Source organism: Streptomyces sp. HP-A2021 (assembly GCF_022807935.1).
GTDB lineage: Bacteria > Actinomycetota > Actinomycetes > Streptomycetales > Streptomycetaceae > Streptomyces > Streptomyces afghaniensis.
This window is the reverse complement of sequence record NZ_CP094344.1, coordinates 244,277-263,481: the sequence shown is the minus strand read 5'-3', so window position 1 is coordinate 263,481 and position 19,205 is coordinate 244,277. Positions and strand designations below refer to the sequence as shown.

General features: G+C 73.4%; 18 protein-coding genes and 1 pseudogene. 10 read left to right on the top strand and 9 right to left on the bottom strand.

All coding sequences use genetic code 11. From position 1 onward, the window contains the following. Positions 1-48 precede the first annotated feature (48 nt). Together MQE23_RS01270 and rfaE2 are read left to right on the top strand one after the other, a co-directional pair. A complete protein-coding gene (locus MQE23_RS01270; protein ID WP_020270666.1) occupies positions 49-684 on the top strand; it encodes an SIS domain-containing protein in 636 nt (211 codons plus the stop codon). Then, on the top strand, positions 681-2,087 hold the full coding sequence (rfaE2, locus tag MQE23_RS01265; RefSeq protein ID WP_243377903.1) for a D-glycero-beta-D-manno-heptose 1-phosphate adenylyltransferase: 1,407 nt from the start codon (positions 681-683) through the stop codon (positions 2,085-2,087). The genes MQE23_RS01270 and rfaE2 overlap by 4 nt, the downstream gene beginning before the upstream one ends. A 9-nt stretch (positions 2,088-2,096) precedes the next feature. Here the strand turns inward: rfaE2 and MQE23_RS01260 are convergent, their stop codons facing one another. From MQE23_RS01260 to MQE23_RS01245, 4 genes are all read right to left on the bottom strand, one after another. Continuing rightward, positions 2,097-3,407: an MFS transporter gene (locus MQE23_RS01260; protein ID WP_279345110.1), complete on the bottom strand. Its 1,311-nt coding sequence runs from the start codon at positions 3,405-3,407 to the stop codon at positions 2,097-2,099. Positions 3,408-3,738: 331 nt separating this feature from the next. Continuing rightward, positions 3,739-4,302, bottom strand: a complete 564-nt coding sequence (locus MQE23_RS01255; protein WP_037667614.1) for a hemerythrin domain-containing protein — start codon at positions 4,300-4,302, stop codon at positions 3,739-3,741. Positions 4,303-4,379: 77 nt separating this feature from the next. Then, positions 4,380-4,913, bottom strand: a complete 534-nt coding sequence (locus MQE23_RS01250) for a DoxX family protein (protein WP_037667616.1) — start codon at positions 4,911-4,913, stop codon at positions 4,380-4,382. Between the two features lie 63 nt (positions 4,914-4,976). Beyond that, a complete protein-coding gene (locus MQE23_RS01245; protein WP_243377902.1) occupies positions 4,977-6,161 on the bottom strand; it encodes an amidohydrolase in 1,185 nt (394 codons plus the stop codon). A 251-nt stretch (positions 6,162-6,412) separates the two neighbouring features. On the opposite strand from MQE23_RS01245, the gene MQE23_RS01240 reads away from it, so the two are divergent. The 6 genes and pseudogenes from MQE23_RS01240 to MQE23_RS01215 all read left to right on the top strand — a co-directional run bounded on the left by MQE23_RS01240 (position 6,413) and on the right by MQE23_RS01215 (position 12,127). Continuing rightward, a complete protein-coding gene (locus MQE23_RS01240) occupies positions 6,413-7,876 on the top strand; it encodes a PLP-dependent transferase (protein WP_243377901.1) in 1,464 nt (487 codons plus the stop codon). 161 nt (positions 7,877-8,037) lie between these two features. Next, positions 8,038-8,226 carry a hypothetical protein gene (locus MQE23_RS01235; RefSeq protein WP_020270673.1) on the top strand — a complete coding sequence of 63 codons (189 nt, stop codon included), beginning with the start codon at positions 8,038-8,040 and terminating at the stop codon, positions 8,224-8,226. A gap of 20 nt (positions 8,227-8,246) precedes the next feature. Continuing rightward, positions 8,247-8,941 (top strand): annotated as a pseudogene (locus MQE23_RS01230) (hypothetical protein). After that, positions 8,938-9,900 (top strand): hypothetical protein, encoded by a 963-nt coding sequence (locus MQE23_RS01225; protein ID WP_243377900.1) that lies wholly within the window; start codon positions 8,938-8,940, stop codon positions 9,898-9,900. The pseudogene MQE23_RS01230 and the gene MQE23_RS01225 overlap by 4 nt, the downstream one beginning before the upstream one ends. After that, on the top strand, positions 9,897-10,814 hold the full coding sequence (locus tag MQE23_RS01220; protein ID WP_020270676.1) for a hypothetical protein: 918 nt from the start codon (positions 9,897-9,899) through the stop codon (positions 10,812-10,814). Before MQE23_RS01225 ends, MQE23_RS01220 begins: the two co-directional genes overlap by 4 nt. Then, positions 10,811-12,127, top strand: a complete 1,317-nt coding sequence (locus MQE23_RS01215) for a serine hydrolase domain-containing protein (RefSeq protein WP_243377899.1) — start codon at positions 10,811-10,813, stop codon at positions 12,125-12,127. Before MQE23_RS01220 ends, MQE23_RS01215 begins: the two co-directional genes overlap by 4 nt. A 61-nt stretch (positions 12,128-12,188) precedes the next feature. Here MQE23_RS01215 and MQE23_RS01210 read toward each other — a convergent pair whose 3' ends face one another. From MQE23_RS01210 to MQE23_RS01190, 5 genes are all read right to left on the bottom strand, one after another. Further along, entirely contained in the window at positions 12,189-13,556 is a 1,368-nt protein-coding gene (locus MQE23_RS01210; RefSeq protein ID WP_243377898.1) for a carbohydrate-binding protein, read from the bottom strand. A gap of 146 nt (positions 13,557-13,702) precedes the next feature. Then, positions 13,703-15,367, bottom strand: coding sequence for an alkaline phosphatase D family protein (locus tag MQE23_RS01205; RefSeq protein WP_020270679.1), 1,665 nt, complete (start codon positions 15,365-15,367; stop codon positions 13,703-13,705). A gap of 163 nt (positions 15,368-15,530) precedes the next feature. Continuing rightward, positions 15,531-16,295 carry a metallophosphoesterase gene (locus MQE23_RS01200; RefSeq protein ID WP_020270680.1) on the bottom strand — a complete coding sequence of 255 codons (765 nt, stop codon included), beginning with the start codon at positions 16,293-16,295 and terminating at the stop codon, positions 15,531-15,533. After that, positions 16,292-16,579, bottom strand: coding sequence for a BON domain-containing protein (locus MQE23_RS01195; protein WP_020270681.1), 288 nt, complete (start codon positions 16,577-16,579; stop codon positions 16,292-16,294). The genes MQE23_RS01200 and MQE23_RS01195 overlap by 4 nt, the downstream gene beginning before the upstream one ends. A gap of 25 nt (positions 16,580-16,604) precedes the next feature. Next, positions 16,605-17,282 (bottom strand): nucleotidyltransferase family protein, encoded by a 678-nt coding sequence (locus MQE23_RS01190; protein ID WP_037667622.1) that lies wholly within the window; start codon positions 17,280-17,282, stop codon positions 16,605-16,607. A 991-nt stretch (positions 17,283-18,273) separates the two neighbouring features. Here MQE23_RS01190 and MQE23_RS01185 point away from each other — a divergent pair. Continuing rightward, positions 18,274-18,516 carry a hypothetical protein gene (locus MQE23_RS01185; RefSeq protein ID WP_020270683.1) on the top strand — a complete coding sequence of 81 codons (243 nt, stop codon included), beginning with the start codon at positions 18,274-18,276 and terminating at the stop codon, positions 18,514-18,516. A gap of 107 nt (positions 18,517-18,623) precedes the next feature. Then, on the top strand, positions 18,624-19,202 hold the full coding sequence (locus MQE23_RS01180) for a hypothetical protein (protein ID WP_037667634.1): 579 nt from the start codon (positions 18,624-18,626) through the stop codon (positions 19,200-19,202). Positions 19,203-19,205: the final 3 nt, after the last annotated feature.

The following is a 19,205-nucleotide window of genomic DNA, read 5'->3' as shown; positions in this document are numbered from 1 at the left end:
AGGTGCGGGTCCGCCACCGTCCACCGGGCGGCGGCACGCCCGAACAGCATGAGCGAACACTCTGCACACCCCGCGCTCGATGCCGCCCGCCTGCACTGCCGGTCACTGGAAGAGGCACTCGGCCGGTTCCGCTCCCACAGCCTCGAACAGATCGCGGACTGGGGCGGCCGGCTCGCCGACGTCCTCACCGGCGGCGGCCGGCTGCTCGCCGCCGGCAACGGCGGCAGCGCCGCCCAGGCCCAGCACCTCACCGCCGAACTGGTCGGCCGCTACCGTCAGGAGCGCCGCGCCTACTCCGCGCTCGCCCTGCACGCCGAGACGTCCAGCGTGACCGCCATCGGCAACGACTACGGCTTCGACCACGTCTACGCCCGCCAGGTCACCGCCCACGGCCGCCCCGGCGACGTCCTGATGCTGCTGTCCACCTCCGGACGCAGCCCCAACCTCATCGCCGCGGCCGTGACCGCCCGGCAGGCCGGACTGCGCGTCTGGGCGCTCACCGGGCGCGGCCCGAACCCCCTCGCGGAAGCCGCCCACGAAGCCCTCTGCGTCGACGCCGGCAGCACCGCCAACGTCCAGGAGACTCACCTCGTCGCCGTCCACCTGCTCTGCGAGTGCTTCGACACGGCCGTGTCCACACCGCTCGCACGGCGCACGGTCCTCACCCACGGGAGCACCTCATGACCGGACCGGAACCGCTCGCGGTCGTCGGGGACGTCCTCCTCGACGAGGACATCGAAGGCGTCTCCACCCGGCTCTCCCCGGACGCCCCCACCCCCGTGGTCGACGTCACCGGCGACCGGCGGCACCCCGGAGGAGCCGGACTGGCCGCCGCCCTCGCCGCCCGCGGCGGCCGGGACGTGGTCCTGGTGACCGCGCTCGGCGACGACGACGCCAGCGAGGCCGTACGGCGTGACCTGCGCGGCCGGGTCCGGCTGCTGGAACTCCCGCTCAAGGGGACCCTGCCGGTCAAGACCCGGGTCCTCGCGGGCGGCCGGCCCGTCGTACGCATCGACCGGGGCGGCGGCATCCCCGGCGAACCCGACGGCGCGGTCCGGGAGGCCCTGGCGAACGCCCGCGCGATCCTGGTCGCCGACTACGGGCGCCACACCGCGGGCGCCCTGCGACCGCACCTCGAGGACGCCGCCCGCCGCACACCCCTGGTGTGGGACCCGCACCCCAAGGGCGACCCGCCCGTGCCCGGAGCCCGGCTCGTCACCCCCAACGCGGCGGAGGCACAAGCCCTGTACCCCGGCTCCGGAGGGACGTCACTGGGCGCGTACGCCGAGCGCGGGACGCGGCTCGCGGAACGGTGGCGCGCCGCCGGAGTCGCCGTCACCCTCGGTGACCGCGGGGTGCTGCTGGCGCGGCCCGGCTCCGGCACGCCGATGCTCGTCCCCGTGCCCTACCGGGCCGACGGCGACCCGTGCGGCGCGGGCGACTGCTTCGCCGCGACGACGGCGGCGGCCCTCGCCGACGGCCTGCTGCCCGAGGAGGCGCTGCAACGGGCGGTCGCCGAGGCCGCCGCGTTCGTCGCGGCCGGCGGCGCGGGCAACCCCGACCTGTGGCGGACCGAGCCGCCGCCGGGCCCCGCGGACGACGTAGCGACCGACGCGTTCGCCCTTGCGGAGAGCGTCCGGGCCCGGGGCGGCACCGTGGTCGCCACCGGCGGCTGCTTCGACCTGGTGCACGCCGGTCACGTCGGCCTGCTGGAGAGCGCCCGGCGGATCGGCGACTGCCTCATCGTGTGCCTGAACTCCGACGCGTCCGTCACCCGCCGCAAGGGCCCGGGCCGCCCGCTCAACCCGGCGGCGGACCGCGCCCGCGTCCTCGCCGCGCTGGGCAGCGTCGACGCCGTCGTGGTCTTCGAGGAGGACACCCCCGAGGCGGTACTGGCCCGGCTGCGCCCGGACGTCTGGGTCAAGGGCGGCGACTACTCCGTCCAGGACCTGCCCGAGGCGGAGGCGCTGCGCACCTGGGGCGGCCAGGCCGTCGTCCTGCCCTACCTCGACGGCCGCTCCACGACCCTGCTGACCCGCAGGGCGGCGAAGGCGGCCACGACGGCCCTGCGGCCGTCGGGCTCCTGAGGCCTTCGCTCAGGCCGCCGTGCTGAGCGCCGGCTGCCCGTGGACGTCGCCTTCCTCCGTCCGGATCACCACCGGCGTGGTGGCGCGGCGCTGCCGCAGCAGGTAGCCCGCGCCGATCGAGCCGGCGATGAGCAGGCCGCCGGTGACGAGGGCGCCACGGGCGCCGGCCAGTTCCATGAGGAGGCCGAGCGCAGGCGGGCCGCCCAGGCTCCACACCGTGCCGATGCTGCCCCACACGCCCAGCACACGACCCCGCAGATGGGCGGGCGGGTCGGTCTGGAGGACGGCCGTGCCGGCGGTGTCGGAGACGGACTCCACCACGGCCATCGGCAGCACGAGCACGATCAGCACCGCGAGCGACGGCGACAGCCCCGCCACCACCTGGAGCAGCGCCCCGGCCGCCGCCAGCGCCCCCACGAGTCGCACGGACGGCCGGCGCAGCCGGGCGCCGAGCAGCGCGCCGAGGATGCCGCCGACGGCGAGCACGGTCGACACCGTGCCGAACGAACCGGCGCCACCCGCGAGCGGCCCGGTGACGAGCACGGCCAGGGTGAGCCCGTAGTTGCGGCCGAACACCGCGCTGATCCCGGTCACCCCGGCGAGCGCCATCAGACGCGGCCGGCGCGCGAAGAAGGCCAGCCCCTCGCGCACGGACATGTCCGAGCCGGTGCGCTTGGGGCCCGCGGCGGCCTCCCGCACCGCTCCGGGAGCCGGCCGCAGGAACGGAATGACCGAGGCAACGAACAGGAACGACACGCCGTTCGCGAAGTACGCCGCGGACGTGCCGAGGAATCCCACGGCCACACCGGCCATGGCCGCTCCCACGAGCCTGCCGGACTGGTGCACCAGCGCCCCGACCCCGATGGCCGAGGGGACGTCCTCCGCCGGGACGAGATCGTTGCCCAGCAGCGCGCACGCCGGGTTGTCGACGGTCGCCACGACACCCGTGAGGGCGGCCAGCACCATCAGGGAAGTCATGTCGAGCCTGTCCAGCGCCACGAGCACCGCCGTGGTGAAGGCGATCGCGCCGAGCAGCGCCTGGCTCACGGCCGCCGTCAGCTTGCGGGGCCACCGGTCGACGGCCGCGCCGCCGAGGACGCTCATCAGCAGGGCCGGCGCGGCCTGCACGGACATGGACAGCCCCGTCGCGGCGGCGGACCCGGTGATCTGGAGGACCAGCAGGTTCTGCACCGTGAGCTGCATCCACGTACCGGCGTTCGACACGAAGTTCGCGGCGGACCACCAGCGCATGCTGCGGTAGCGCAGCGACCGCCAGGGCGAGCGCGAGACGGGCTGGGCAGGGGAGGGCGACGAAGACACAGTGCGGTACTCGCAAGACGAGTCGGAGGACTCAGGAGGAGGGGGACGAGGGGAACGAGAGACACCGGCTGCGCTGCGCAGTGGCTCCCCTCGCCGGGTACGGCGCCGACCATCGTGGCAGAGGGAACCCCCGAGTCGGTTCCGTCCACACCTCGTCCACTTCGTTCACATCTCCCAACCGCCTCCCGCCTCCGGGCGCTTGAGGTGGCGAGTGTGGTTGATCACAGTTGTCGATCATGGGCCTCGCCCGGGCCGCATCGCGTGACGGCGGCCACACAGGACATCGAGAAGGGCCCATCGCCTCGGCGATGGGCCCTTCTCGATGTCCTGTCTACTCGGACTTGCCGCGCCCGGACAGCGCGTCGCGCAGCCGGTCGACCATCCCGGTGCCCGGAGCCAGGAGCTTGTTCGCCGGAGGCTTGTCGGGGGCGGCCGGGTGCGGCCGGGTGGGGGCGGTCTTCTTCGCCTTCCTGACCTTCTCGCCCAGCTCGTTGAGCGTGTCCATCGGACAGGCCTGCCGCAGTGCCGGGAAGAGGTTGCCCTCCTCGTCGGCGATGTGCGAGCGGATCTCGCTCATCAGCATGCCCATCAGCCGGTCGAAGTCGGCGTCGCCCGCGTCACAGCCCTCCAGGTCCTTCATGATCCGCTCGGCCGTGGCGTGGTCCTCGAGCTCCCGGTCGGCGAGCCTGTCCCCGTTGGCCACGTGCTCGCGTACGGCCGGATAGAGGTAGGCCTCCTCGGCCACCGAGTGCCGCACCAGCTCGATCGTGACCTGGTCCGCGTACATCTTGCGGTCCTTGTGCCCGGACGGCAGTCCCTCGATCTTGCCGAACATCTCCTCGACTTCGCGGTGATCGGTCACCAGCTCGTCGATGACGTTTCCTCCGTGTCCCATGTCCTTCACCTCCAGCCCTCGGGTCCCCAGGGCCCCAGGGGGCTAACGCGCGGTCGGATCGCCCCCCCACGGATGCGTCAGGCCGGGAGCTTGGCCCGGACACGCCCGGCCGCCGCGGCCGGGCCGGCGGTGGCACGGACGGAGCGCCGCACCAGCCCCGCGTCCCGCCGCAGGCCACGGGCGGCGTGGCTGCCGCGCCACACCACCGAGGGGCGGGCGCCGGTGTCGTCCGCGGCGATCAGCAGCCCGCCCAGCATGGACATGTTCTTGAAGAAGTGGATCCGCTGCTCGGCCCGCTCCGAAGGATCCTCCGCCTCCCAGAAGCGGTGTCCCGCCAGCGTCGTCGGCACCAGCGTGGCCGCGATGGCCAGCGCGGCCGGACGCGGCATGCGCCCGGTGGCCAGCATCAGCCCGGCCACGACCTGCACGGCGCCGTTCAGCCGTACGACCTGCTCGGTGCGGTCCGGCAGGGCCGAGACGCGTTCGGTGACCGGTTGTACGACAGGCTCGGCGGCCGGGGCGACGGCCTTCGGGTCGCGGACGGAGTTCAGGCCGCCCGTGAGGAACATCGAGGCCAGCATGGGACGGCCGAGCACACGCAACAGACTCATGGCCCTCTCCTGGGTGTCGGTGGGTACAGCGCTCGCCGGGTTCCCCACCCGGGGCGGAAGCACTCACCCGGTTCGCGCCGCCCGGTGCCGCGCCCAGGCCTCCTCGCGCAGCCCCTCGGACAGCAGGACGTCCACGGCGGTGCACGCGAGGGCCTGAGTGGCGGCGACCAGCACCTCGCGGGCCCGGGGAGAGGCGGCGGCCTCGGCGAACTCCGGCGTGTGGTCGGAGCCGCCCTCGTCCATGATCGCGACGAACGGGTGGATGGCGGGCACCCGCGTACTGACGTTGCCGATGTCGGACGACCCCAGGTACACGCCGGGCACGGGCGGTGACAGGGGGATCCCGGCCCGGGACAGATGTGCGGCGAACCGCTCGGACAGCACCTCGCTGTCGCGGAAGTGCTCGTAGCGCACGGTGGCCCGCTCCACCTCGGCGGACGTGCCCGTGGCCCGGGCCACACCGCCGGCGCACTCCCGCAACTGCTCCGTGAGGTCCTCCAGCGCCTGCGTCGTGGCCGCGCGCAGACCGAACAGGCCCTCGGCGTACTCCGGGACGATGTTCGTGGCGACGCCGCCCTGGGTGACGATGCCCTGCACGTGCGAGCCCTCCGGCAGCCGCCGCCCCAGCACGGCCGGCACGTTGAACAGCTCCACCAGCGCCGCGAGCGCGTCGATGCCCTCCGTCGGATTGCCCGTGGGGTGCGCGGCCCGGCCGTGGAAGGCCACCCGGTACTGCACCTGCGCGGTCAGCGGCGCCCGTGCCCAGCTGTGCACCCCCGGATGGAACATCAGCGCCGCGTCGACGCCGTCGAACACCCCTGCCTCCACCTCCAGGGCCTTGCCGCCGCCGCCCTCCTCGGCGGGCGTGCCCACCGCCAGCACCGACCCGGCGGACTCGTCCGCCACGGCCTCCACTGCCAGCGCGGCTCCCAGCCCCGCCGCCGCGATGAGGTTGTGGCCGCACGCGTGGCCGAGGCCGGGCAGGGCGTCGTACTCCAGCAGCAGCGCGACGGCCGGCCGGCCCGTGCCCGAGCGCGCGGTGAACGCCGTCGGCATCCCCGCCACGCCCCGCTCCACGGTGAAACCGGCCCGTTCCAGCTCACCCGACAGCAGGGCCGCCGCCCGGTGCTCGGCGAAGGCGTACTCGGGCTCGGCGTGCAGCCGCGAGGCCACGCCCCACAACGCGTCGGCCCGCGCCGCCACCTCCTCACGAACGGCCTGGTGTACGTCGTCGAACGCGCGCTCCACAGGGGCCTCCCGGGCGTCGACTGCGATGAGTCCCCGACCGGGTTTCACCGCCCGGTCGGGCGACACCCGCTGTGGCTGTGGCTCCGGGCGGTCAGCGCCCGGGGCGGCATCACCTGCCGCGTTCTCGGCCGGTGTCGCGGCAGCACCGCGTTTCGACCCGTCCCCGAGTGCAACACGGTCGGTGTACCCGCCGGGCCACGACAGCGTGGACGCCGCGGCGGTGGCCGGGCGGGCCGGACCTGGGAGGAACCATGGACCACTCGCGCGTGCCGGTCCTGGAGGCGCTGGAGGACTTCCGGCGCCGCGGCGACATCGCCTACGGCCCGCCGGGCCACAAGCAGGGCAGGGGAGTGGACCCCCGGGTGGCCGAGATCGTCGGACTCGACGTGTTCCGTTCCGACGTGCTCTCCCTCAACGGCCTCGACGACCGCCGCCAGTCGCAGGGCGTCCTCAGCCGGGCCCAGGAGCTCATGGCGGACGCGGTCGGCGCCGAGCACGCGTTCTTCTCCACCTGCGGCAGCTCCCTGTCCGTGAAGACCGCCATGCTGGCCGTGGCCGGCCCGGGCGAGAAGCTGCTGCTGTCGCGCAACGCCCACAAGTCCGTCATCGCGGCCGTCGTCGTCAACGGCGTCGAGCCGATCTGGGTGCACCCGAAGTTCGACACCGAACGGCACGTGGCCCACCCGCCCGAGCCCGACGACGTCCGCCGTCGCCTGGGGGAACACCCGGACGCCAAGGGCATGCTGCTCATCACCCCGACCGACTGGGGCTCCTGCGCGGACATCGGGGGAGTGGCCAGGGTGTGCCACGAGTTCGGCGTGCCGGTCATCGTCGACGAGGCCTGGGGCGCCCATCTGCCGTTCCACCCCGCCCTGCCCGCCTGGGGCATGGATGCCGAGGCCGACCTGGTGGTGACCAGCGTGCACAAGATGGGCGGGGCCGTGGAACAGAGCTCCGTCTTCCACCTCCAGTACGACCGCGTCTCGCCCGAGGCCCTGAAACAGCGGGAGGACCTGCTCAGCACCACCAGCGCCTCCTCCCTCGTGTACGCCACACTCGACGGCTGGCGCCGCCAGATGGTCGAACAGGGACACGAGCTCCTGGAAACGGCCATCCGCCGCGCCGAACGCGTCCGGGCGGCGGTCGCCGACCTGCCGGGGCTGCGGCCCATGGGCCGGGAGGTCGTGGAGGAGGGGCTCGCCGCCGACCTCGATCCGCTCAAGCTCGTCATCGACGTACGGAAGCTCGGCATCAGCGGGATGCAGGCCGCGGAGTGGCTGCGCACCCACCGCCACGTGGACGTCGGCGGTTCGGACACCTGCCGTATCAGCGCCTCGATCACCCACGCGGACGACGACCGGACCGAGACGGTCCTGGTGGACGCCCTGGCCGCGCTCGTCGAGCGGGCGGACACCATCGAGCGGCGGCCGCCGGTCCACCTGCCCGAGCCCTCGGCGCTGGAGCTGGAGCAGGCGATGCTGCCCCGCGAGGCGTTCTTCGCCCCGGTCGAGCACGTGCCCGCCGAGCGGGCCGCGGGACGGATCGCCGCGGAGATGATCAGCCCCTACCCGCCGGGCGTGCCCGTGGTGGCACCCGGCGAGGTCGTCACCGACGAGGTCCTTGACTACCTGCGCAGCGGTGCCGATCACGGCGTCCTCATCCCTGACGCGGCGGACTCCTCCGTCCGCACCCTGCGGGTCGTCGCACGCGGCTGAGCCGCATCGGACGGTTCCGGCGTCAATCACCGGCAGCGCTGTAACTCATGTGCGAGATGTTGAATATGTTACGGAAAGAAACTGATGGGTAAGTTGGCATGATTTGTCCCCATCAGGTGCACTAGAGGAGAAAGCATCCGCTTCTCCAAGGAGATGGTGCAATGACTTCCACCGAGAAGTTCACCGAAGAACTGACGGGCATCCAGAGTGCCGACATCGAGGCGGCACTCGACCCGGCAGAAACCGACGGTATCTACCGCGACAGCCGTGAGTGCGCCGCACTCGCGCTGTTCAAGGGCGGATACGGTCTGCTCCTTTCGCCGCCCACCCCGCGCCCCAAGAAGGGTTGAGTGGATCGACTGGAGTGACCATGGAGCAGTCAGGCACTTCGTCCCTCTTGCAGGACGCGGTGCAGGAACTCGCTTCCGGCGTGGTCTCCGCTCTTCGGAGCGGAGACCACGCTCGTGCGGCCGCCCCCGCGGCCGCCGACGGGGAGCGAAGGACCTCACCCTCGCGGCCGTACGGGTGCTGGGAGCCGACGCGTTGCTGCCGAGCACCCTTCTGCGCGTCCCGCCCCTGCCCGATGAACTCGCCCGGTTCCGGCAGGCCGTGGAGGCCTATCCGCCCGGCGCCGGCGCCGCCCCCACCGTCGCGTGGAGCCACTGGGCCATGCGGCGTACGCTGCGGCGGCTCGACCCGGGCCGTGCCGACGGCCCGGACGAGGAACCCGACGCCACCTGGCTGGAGGGCGCCACCTGGCCCGTCCTGACACACCAGCTCGCGGTGCTGGCCGCCCTCGCCCTGCCCGACGAGGACTGCGCGGTCGCCCGCGCGGCCGCGCAGCGTCCGGTCGACGTCGCCCGGGGTTTCGTGCGCGCGGTACGCCGCAGGGACTGGCGGCAGGCGGCCGGCGCCGGACGCTGGCTGACCCTCCTGGAGGGCGTACCCCGGACGCTGGGACTCGAGAACGGCCTGGACTTCGTGGAGCTGATGGGCGGCCAGGACCCGCTCGTGGCCCTGCAGGTGCGGGCGGCGCGGCTGACCCGGGCGGGAGCGTTCGTGTGAGCAGGGTACGGGGGACACGGCAGATCGCCGAGGACGCCCTGGCCTGGGTGTCCGCCCAACGCGCGCAGTTCGCACTGGGTGAGGACGCGCTGGCCCCGGACGGACAGGTGAACCGCAGCTGGAAGCCGCTCGGGGAACTGGCCCAGGTGTGTGCGACCGTGTCCCGGCACACCGCGCCCCCGGATCCCCTCCACGCGTGCGCGGCCGACCTGATGGCCTTCGCGTGGCAGCAGACCGGCCGGGGAGAGCTGTTCGTGCGCCTGCAACGGCTGGAGCCCTTCGCCACCTACCCGTTGGAGGTGTACGCCGCCATGGCCGCGGCGGGCCTGCGGCACCCCGGCTACGAGGCGGCCACCGCCACGGTGGCCCGCACCCGCAGCTGGCGGCTGACCGAGCAGGAGCCCACCCGGCGGCTCGGCGTCCTGAACGCCGAGTCCCGCAGCGGTATCCGGGAATCCGACGGCATGCCGCAGGCACTGCGGCGCACCTGGCTGGCCGGGCTGCCCGAGCCCTGGACCTTCGAGGCGTCCTCGGGCTACTCCCTCACCCATGTGGTCTTCCACCTGACCGACTGGGGACGCGCCGGGCCCGGGGGCCTGCCGCCGGACCTGGCCGACTACCTCGCCGACTGGCTGCCGCCCTGGCTCGACACGTGTCTGGACGCCGGGATGTGGGATCTCGGCTGCGAGCTGCTGGCCGTGGCGGCGAGCCTGCCCCTGCTGCCCGACCGCGATCTCCTCGACGAAGCCTGGGCGCGGGTCGCGGCCGTACAGCACCCCTCAGGCGCGATCCCGGAGCAGGGAAGCGGCACGGGCCACGACAGCGGCCGGGACTTCCTCTCCCACTACCACCCCACCCTCATGGCCGCCTTCGCCGCGACCCTGACCATCGGGCGGCTCGACGACGGAGCCCGGGCGGGCACGCACCACCGGCCGGGCGGACAAGGAGTGCTGGGATGACCGACACCCGCCTGATCCACAACGTCGGAGCCGGCGCGCTGGAATGGCTGTGGGCCCATCGCGACGGATTCCAGCTGGAACCCGACGTCGACCCGGAGGTCGGCTTCCTGGAGCGCTTCAAACCCATCGGTGAACTCGCCATGATCTGCAAGGTGTTGTTCCGCGAGGGTGTCGCGGGATCGCGCCAGGCGCAGCTGGCCCGGCAACTCCTCGACCACGCCTGGCGCGAGACGCTGGACGGCGGCCGCATGCTGGTGCGGGGGCAGCTCACGGAGCCGCTGTCCCCCATCCCGTTCGAGGTCTACCTGCCCTTCAAGGAACTCGGCTACAGCCAGCCCGACATCGAGCGGGCGGCAGTCCTGAACCACCGGCTGGACAGCTGGGTGGCGTTCGAGGCGACCCCCACCCGGCGGCTCGGTCTGTCCGCGTTCCAGCGCCGGTTCGGTCTCACGCCCAGGCCGCCGGAAGCCGAACTGCGGGACACGACCTGGCTGGCCCGCACCCCCGAACCGTGGACCGTGGAAGGGCACATCGCCTACGACGTCACGCACAACGTCTTCCACCTGACCGACTGGGGGGAGAGGCCGGACGGCCTGCCGCCCGGCACCGCGGACTACCTCGCGACCTGGCTGCCGGTCTGGATCGACGACTGGCTGGACCTGGAACGCTGGGACCTGCTCGGCGAACTCCTGGTGGTCGACGCCTGCCTGCCCCGCCCCACCCTGGACGAACGGGCGTGGGAGGGCTTCGCCGCCGCACAACAGCCCGACGGGGCCATGCCCGCCCTGCGGACGATGCCCGAGGGCACCCCCGACGAGGTGTTCGACATCGTCTACCACCCGACCCTGGTCGCCGCCTACGCCTCCGTCCTGGCCACCTCCCGGTCCCTGTCCCTGCTGGCCCAGGCCTCATGACGACCCGTCGGCACACGCCTTGGCCCGGCGAACCCCTCGACGACGCCGGGGCTCCGGCTCCGCATGCCGGACCGGCGGAGGACGTGCCGCCCCTGTGGGACACGACGCCGGACGAGGGCCCGGCGCCCCCGGGCGGCACACCGAGGGGCCGGACCCCGGGACTGCGTGCCCGGTCGGCGGACGAGTCCCCGCCGCTTCGTGACACGGCGACGGACGAGCCGGCGACCCCCGCAACGGCGCCTGCGACCGCGATCCGCCATGCCACTGCCCGGCGCGCCCCTCGGTCGGCTGTATCCCCGGACGACGGCCCGCTCGCCGAGCGGCTCGCGGACGCCGTCGCCGCATCCGACGCCCCGGACGTAGTCTTCGCCCTCTCCCGGCACGGCCGCCGCACCGTACTGAGCGGCGGTACCGCCCCGGCCCCGCCGCTTCCCCGCGAGGACCTGCGCTACGAGACCGGCTCGGCCGCCAAGACGTTCACCGGCCTGCTGCTGGCCCGGCTGATCCACAGCGGCGAGTTGTCCGGCGGCGAACCGGCCGCCGCCTTGCTGGACAGGGGACGGCCGACGAGTGCGAACCCGGTGACGCTCGCCCACCTGATCACCCACACCTCCGGGCTGCCCGCCCTGCCGCCCGGCTTCTACCTCCGGGGCCTGCCCGCCTGGCACACCAACCCCTACGCCCGCTTCTCCGCGGCCCGGGTCGTCGATGCCTTCCTGCGCCACCGGCCCCGCCACCGCCCCGGCACCCGCTGGCGCTACTCCAACTACGGCGTCGCCGTGCTCGGACACGCACTGGCCGCCGCGACCGGCACACCGTGGGAGGACCTGCTCACCGGCCAGGTCCTGCGCCCGCTCGGCCTGAGGGGCACGACTCTGCGGGCGGACGACTCCGGCTTCGACGCCCCCGGACACGGCAAGGACGGCGGGTCACCCGTGCCCCCCTTCGACGCCGGGGGCTTCCAGGCGGCGGGTGCCGTGCGGGCCACGCCGCACGACCTGCTCACCTTCATCGAGGCTCACCTGGACCCCACCGGAGCACCATCGCAGCTGGCCGCCGCCCTGCGAGCGGTGTGCCGTCCCGTGCTCCGCCGGGGCATCGGGCACCGGCATGTCCACACCATCACCTGGTTCCGTCACCCGACCGACGGCGGTCCCATGTACTTCCACAGCGGTGCGACGCTCGGCCAGCAGGCGTTCCTGGGCTTCCGCCCGGACACCGGCACGGCCCTGGCCGCGCTGTGCACCCGCCGCTTCCGCGCCCACGACCCGTTCCTGGCCGCCGCGTACGCATTGCTGGCGGAGGACGAGTAGCGAGCGCTGTCCGGCGCCGACGGCACGTGCCGTGCCGTCGGCGGACAGTCCTGACCCTGCGTCACACCCGCTGCCAGAGGGCCGGAGTGCGGGCGGGTGCCCACGCGCCCTGGGCCTGGTGGCTCTGCAGGCACCGGTAGCGCACACCGGCGTGGCTCACCGTGACACCGGCCTCATAGACCCGTCCGGCGGCCCACGCCTGCGTGACTTTGTCCTGCGGTGCCGCGGACTGGGCGGCGGCGGTCTTGAGCGTGAGGCCGAAGTCCCTGAGCAGGGGATTGATCGGCTGGTAGAAGGTGGTGCCCCCGCTCCTGCAGTCGCCCGTGCCGCCGGAGGTCACGCCCTGCGCCTGGACGCCCGCGACGAAGGGCCCGCCGGAGTCGCCCGGCTCGGCGCACACCGTCGTCCGGGCCAGCCCGTCCACCCTGCCCTCGGCGTAGCTGACACTGGTGTCGTGCTGCTCGATCTGGCCGCAGTGCCACCCGGTGGTGGAGCCGGAGCGGCAGACGGCGGCCCCGACGAGCGCCTGGACCGAGCCGGTGATCTGCACCTTCTGCTCGCCCTCGACCCGCACGTTCGCGGTGGTGGTCCACTGGTCGTTCACGGCCACCCACGACATGTCCTTGCCGGGGAACGTGGAAGCCTGGATCGTGCCCTGGTCCGCGTTGTTGTAACCGGTCGTCCTGGCGCCGCTCTTGCCGCAGTGGCCCGCCGAGGCGAAGCCCTGCTGCTGGCCCTTGGTGACGGAGAAGCCGACCGAGCAGCGGGCCGAGCCGTCGATGTAGAAGGCGTCGCCGCCCGTGATCTCCGCGAAGAGGCGCGGCCGGTTCGCCGTCACCTTGACGCCCACGCTCTTGCCGTCGAGGCCCGCGGCCTTGACGAATGCGGCGGCCGCGGCCTTGTTCGTGGCCTCCACCGCGACCCGGTTCGCCGGGACGTCGACGTACCACAGGGGCGTGTCACGGGTGCTGACGCGGCGCGCCGCCGCGTCCAGTTTCCGCTTGGCGGCCACGAGATCGCGAAGCGTCCTCTTCACGACGACCGCTTTGGCGCCCTGGGCTTTGATGGTGGCCACATCCGTCGCGTGGGTGGTCGCCACGATCAGCTCCTGCGACGTCGTGCCGCGCAGCCAGGCCCCCGCGAAACGGTTGCCCAGCGCGTTGCGCAACCGTCCCGCCCGGGTGCCCGCCTCCGCCTCGTTGACCAGCCGCCGGGACGCCTGGGCCGGGGTCAGCCCGAGGTCGCGCTGCAGAGCACGCAGTACCGACGCCGGTGCCCGGTCGGCGCCGACGGTCTGGGCGGCCGAGGGCAGAGGTCCCGCAGGGGGCGTCGGCTCGGCCGCCACGGCCGGGGGGATCCCGGTGGCGACGAGCGCGCCGAGCGCGGTCAGGGCCGCCCGGCGGCCGGTCACGGCATGTCTGTGGACCATTCGGTGTGTCTCCTTCGCTCACGGTGGAACTGTCGCAAGGCCATAGGCCTTGCCGGAACGGCCCGGAGTGATGTCCCGGGCCGCCGCGTTTCGCGCTTGGGCGCGGGGAAGGGGAGCCAACTGCAGTACTGCGGACGTCAGGCGGGTCACGCGGACTTCAGGCCGGGCGAACCCACCTCGGTGACGAAGGACGCGGCCGTCGAGACGGCGCCCCCGGGCGTCGTGATGGCCGAGACGGTCCGGAAGTCGGCCTGCGCGTTCTCGCGGCCCAGCGCGACCCGGACGTAGCCGCGCCGGCCGTCGAAGAACTTCATGTGAGGGTTGGCCTTCATGTACGTGTCCCACTCGGTGGGCTTCTGGGCGCCGTTCCCGCCGCTGGCGATGGAGGTGCAGGTGAGCTCCGTGCCCAGCGTCCTGGACGCCGGGTCGTCGAAGTCGTCCTTGATGTCGAAGGCGTACCCGACGTGGACGTCGCCGGTGAGGACCATCCAGTTGTCGACGCCCGCGGCCTTCGCGCCCGCCATGACGCGGTTGCGGGAGGCGCGGTAGCCGTCCCAGGCGTCCATGGAGACCCGGGCCGGCGCGGTCAGGTCGAACCTGCGCTGGGAGAAGCACACCTGCTGGGGCATCACATGCCACAGCGCGGCGGAGTTCCGCCAGCCGTCCAGCAGCCAGCGTTCCTGCGCGGCGCCGGTGAGGGTGCGGGCCGGGTCGTCCGACTCGGGACCCGGCGCGTGCGGTCGGTCGTTGTAGGCCTGGTCGGAGCGGTACTGGCGGGTGTCGAGGATGTCGAACTGGGCGAGCGAGCCCCAGGCCAGCCGGCGGTACAACCGGGCGTCGGGCCCCTGCGGCAGCTGCTCGGCACGCAGTGGCTGGTTCTCCCAGTACGCCCGGTAGGCGGCGGCACGCCGCACCAGGAACTGCTCAGCGGGACCGCCCTTCTCGTCGACGGCGCCCGCGTAGTTGTTCTCGGTCTCGTGGTCGTCCCAGGTGACGACGAACGGGTGCCGGGCGTGCGCGGCCTGCAGGTCCGGGTCGCTCTTGTAGAGCGCGTAGCGCAGCCGGTAGTCCGCAAGCGTGGTGGTCTCGCGGTTGAACACGTCGGGCAGCTTGCGGTCGGTGTAGCGGCGGTCCCCGCCGGCGGAGTCCACCGGGTACTCGTACAGGTAGTCGCCGAGGTGGAAGATTACGTCGACGTCCTCCTGCGCCAGATGACGGTGGGCTGTGTAGTAGCCGTCCTGGTAGGCCTGGCAGGCGACGGCGGCCAGGCGCAGGCTGTCCGTGTCACTGCCCTCGGCCGGTGCCGTCCGGGTGCGGCCGACGGGGCTGATCCAGGTGCCCACCCGGAACCGGTAGTAGTAGTGGCTGTCCGGCATCATGCCCTTGACGTCGACGTGCACGCTGTGGGCGTACTCGGGATGGGCCGTGGCCACCCCCTGGTGCTGGACGATGACGAACCACTCGTCCAGGGCCACTTCCCACTCGACGGCGACCCGTTGCCGGCCCAGGCCGCCGTCCTCCGCGAACGGCTCGGGAGCGAGCCGGGTCCAGATCAGCACCGAGTCGGGCAGCGGGTCCCCGGATGCCACGCCGAGGGTGAACGGGTCGTTCGTGATCCGCGCCGCCTCGAGTTCGGGAGCGGCGGTGGCACCGCGGGCCGGCCGGTTGGTGGAGAAGGCGAGCATCGCGGCCGCCGCGGTGACGGTCAGGAAGCGACGGCGGGCGACGTGCGGTGCCGCGGTGCGCAGTACGGCGTCGTGCGGCGAGAAAGCATGCTCGGACGGTGTTCTTCGACGGCCCGTCAGCGCCATCTGTTGTCCTCTCGTACGGGGCGCGGAGCAAGCATGCTAAGCAGACAAAATGCCTGATAACGGAGCGACTTGCGGGGCGTTCACACCAGAGGCGGTACGAGAGCGGAACGGGACACGAGAACGCCGCCGGCGTCGGCCGGCGGCGGATGGGTGACTCGGCTGTCTAGTGGGCCGCGTGTGCGGCGGCCCCGGTGGTGGCGTGGTCGCGGACCGGCAGATGGTAGACGTGGAAGGCCCGCCCGATGACCGGCTGGGCGACGTTGCGCACCCGCACGCCGCCGCTCGTCATGCCGTGTTCCGTGCCGGCGTGTGCGTGCCCGTGCACCGCGAGGTCGGCACCGGCGGTGTCGATCGCCTCGGCCAGCAGATAGCTGCCCAGGAACGGATAGATCTCCAGCGGCTCGCCCGCCAGCGTGTCCGGGACGGGGGAGAAGTGCGTCAGGGCGATCCGCGCGTCACAGCCCTCCTCGCCCAGCTGCTCCAGGGAGATTCGCAGGCCGTCGGCGCACCGGCGCGAGTACCTGACGAACTCCTTCATGACCGGCTCGCCGAACTCCCCGGCGCAGCGGCCGACGAAGCCGCCGCCGAACCCCTTGGTACCGGCCACGCCGATCCGTGCCCCGCCGCTCGACACGACCGTTCCCTGTCCCTCCAGGACATGGGCGCCGGCGTCCCGGAGGATGGCCGTGACCTCGTCGGGCCGGTCGTCGTGATGGTCGTGGTTGCCCAGCACGGCGACCACCGGTACCCCGAGGTCCTGGATCTCCCGGGCCACCACCCGCGCCTCCTCGGGAGTGCCGTGCCGGGTCAGGTCCCCGGCCAGCAGCAGGAGGTCGGCGCACTCGGGCAGGGTCTCGAAGGCGGGACGGAGCAGGCCCTGATCGTCGGGCCCCAGATGGATGTCTCCGACGGCTGCGATGCGGATCATGCGAGTTCCTCCGCATGGTCGGGGGAGGACGTCTCGGTGACCACGAGGTCGCTGTGCACCGGGACCCCGGCGAGCTCCTCGTGGACGGTGCGCAGAATCTCCTCGCGGCAGGGCGCCGAGGGCACGGTGCCGGTGAGCAGCACCGTCTGGCCGCGGGCCTCCACCCGGACGCCCAGTTCACCGAGCTCACCGGAGGCGAGGCGGTCCTGGAGGTGGGCGATCCGGTAGTCCAGGTTCTGCGCCGGCTCCCCGCCGCCCGTGTGCTGTGGGCCGTGGGTACTCATGGATGTTCCTTCCGATCAGAGGCGATCAGATGACGTTCAGGCGCTCCAGGAGGAAGAAGAAGGCGGCGGGCATGGGCGCGTCCCCGCACTCGCGCCGCACGCGCTCCCAGTCGACCTTCTCGCGCAGGGCACGCGCGATGGGCAGGGCCGCGCCGAAGTCGCAGTGGTGTTCGGAGAACGCGGCGATCAGGCTCCACAGCAGGTCGGTCGGGGCAAGCACGGGCATGCGCACCGAGTCGACCGAGACCTCCTCCGCCCGCTCCAGCATGTCCGCGCCGACCGGCCGGTGCGCCAGCTCGAAGATGATGTCCACCGGCTGGCCGAAGCACGTGGCCTTGATCAGCCAGTCCTCCGGCGGGCTGTACACCGTCAGCCCGGCCTCGCGGAGCGTGGCCGCCACCGCGTCCGCGTCCTCGGGGCGGATGGCGAAGTCGACGTCGTGCTGGAGGTTCTTCTCGCCGCCGTGGGCGTAGGCGGCCACGCTCCCGGCCAGCGCGAACAGATGCCCCTTGCGCTTCAGCACGGCACCGACCTGCTTGGCCGCCTCCAGGATCGCCTGGTTGCGGTCCAGGGGCAGCTCCTGCGGCGGCTCGTCGGCCTGCGGGTCCTGTGGTGGCGCGGGCTCGGGTCCGTCCGGGGCCAGCCGGAAATCGGGGATTCCCGGTCGCCGGACGAGCGTCGCGTCATCACCGTTCTGCGTCATGACCACTCCATTCGCCGAACCGGGCACCCGCCGCCGCGCGGTGCCCGGACCCGTGACGGCCTGCGTGCCTGCACTGAGTACCCGGAGCCGTCACACCGACACGGGAGGTCTCCGACGGGCCCCGAGCCGAGGGCCACTTGCCGCTGACGCCGGCCGCGACGGAGGGCTGGTTGTGGTGGGGAGGGGTGCTGCGAGGGGGGAGGGCTGGCTGCGGCGGGGAGGGGCGCTGTGACGGGGAGGGTTGGCTGCGGCGGGCAGGGCTGGCCGCGACGACCAGGGCTGGGCGACGACCAGGGCTGGCCGCGGCGAGTCGCGTCGGCCGATCCGAGCCGCGATAGCCCGAGCCGGGCCGGGCCGGGTCGAGCTGGGCCGGGTCGGGCTGGGCCGAGCCGGGCTGGGCCGGGCCAAGCTTGGGCCAAGCCGGGCCGGGCCTTGCTGAGCCGGGCTGGCCGCTCCGAGCCGCGTCGGCGGCGCCGGCCGCTACGAGCCGCGCCCACCGCCAGACCGGCGCGCCCAGCCTCCCCGGCTCTGTCAACGCCCGGGCTCTGTCATCGCCCCGGCCTGTTACCGCCCCGGCCTGTCACCGAGGTGGTCCACCACGGCGCCCCCACGGACGTGCCGCACAGTGCACCTCGTACGGCCCCGCGGCTTACGGCCCCCGCGGCCCGGCCGCCACGCCACCTCGCCCGCCTCGTCGGACGCCCCCCATGACATCCGTGCGGCCGCCCTGGTCCACGCCGGCACGCAGGGCCACGACGGCCACCGCGGACGGGGCCGGTGCGGGGAGGACGTCCGCAGACCATGGTCGCCCGCGCCGGCACGCCGGACATCATGCTGCGCGGCGAGCGGGCGACCACATCGACGGAACTGCCGGGCAGCCGGACCCTCCTCCGCGCTGCGGCCCGGGCGGACCACGTCCGGTGGCAGCCCTGGCCCGCCCTGGTGACGCTGGCATGGCACCGACGCCCCCTCCCCGCACGAAGGAGCCCCCGTGAACAGGCTGAACAAGCTGCCGTACGCCCTGCTCACCACCCTGGCCGGGATGGTGCTCGCCGCGCCCGCGCACGCCGCGGCCCGCCCGGCGGACGTCACCGCGAGCCAGTGCATCGCCGGTGGCGGCTCGATCGTCATCTCCGCCGTGGGCGAGGGATGGCAGTCGTACACCAAGCGCTGCATGGGCGGCGTCCACGACGGCGAGACCGTCCTGCGGGGCCTCGGCCGAGCCCTCGGCTGAGACCTCGGCCGAACTCGACAAGCACTCGCTCCAGCAAAGGCGGAATATGGGGCAGAGAGCTGGGAAACCGGTGGAAGCCGCTGGACAACGCGCTTGTGGAGGTCGTCATGAACCAGGACACAACACGTTCGCCCGATCTTCCGCAGCCGTTGCGGGCCGTCGCCTCGGGACTGAGGCATCTGCCGGGTGCGGAGCAGGTGGGCAAGGTGGCCGGAGACGCCCTGGACCGGATCGGCGCGGTGTCGCCGCGCGGGCGCCGGATGGCCGTCTACGCCGGTGCCGGGGTGCTCGGCGTGGCCGGAGTGGTGGAGTGGCCGGTGGCGCTGACCGGCGCGGCCGTCGCCTGGCTGACCCAGCCGAAGCCCGGACAGCGACCCGACGGCGCGTCGGCGAACGGCGGCACGCAGACCGCCGGGGCCCGAGAACGCCGCGCCGGCGTCCAGGTCAGGCCGGACGACGAGGGCACCTCCTCCTACGGCCCCGGCGACAAACTCGCCGCCTCGCACTACCGGCACGACCGGCCGGAACACCACGTTCACGAACAGCCCGCCAAGGTGGGCGACACCGTCACCGCCTCCGCACTGAAGCAGGTCGCCGAAGCCACCGCGCACCACGGCCCGCACGGTGAGGAGCCGGACCCGGAGCAGGCCCACCGGCACGGACACGACAGCCGGCCCACCGGCTGAGTC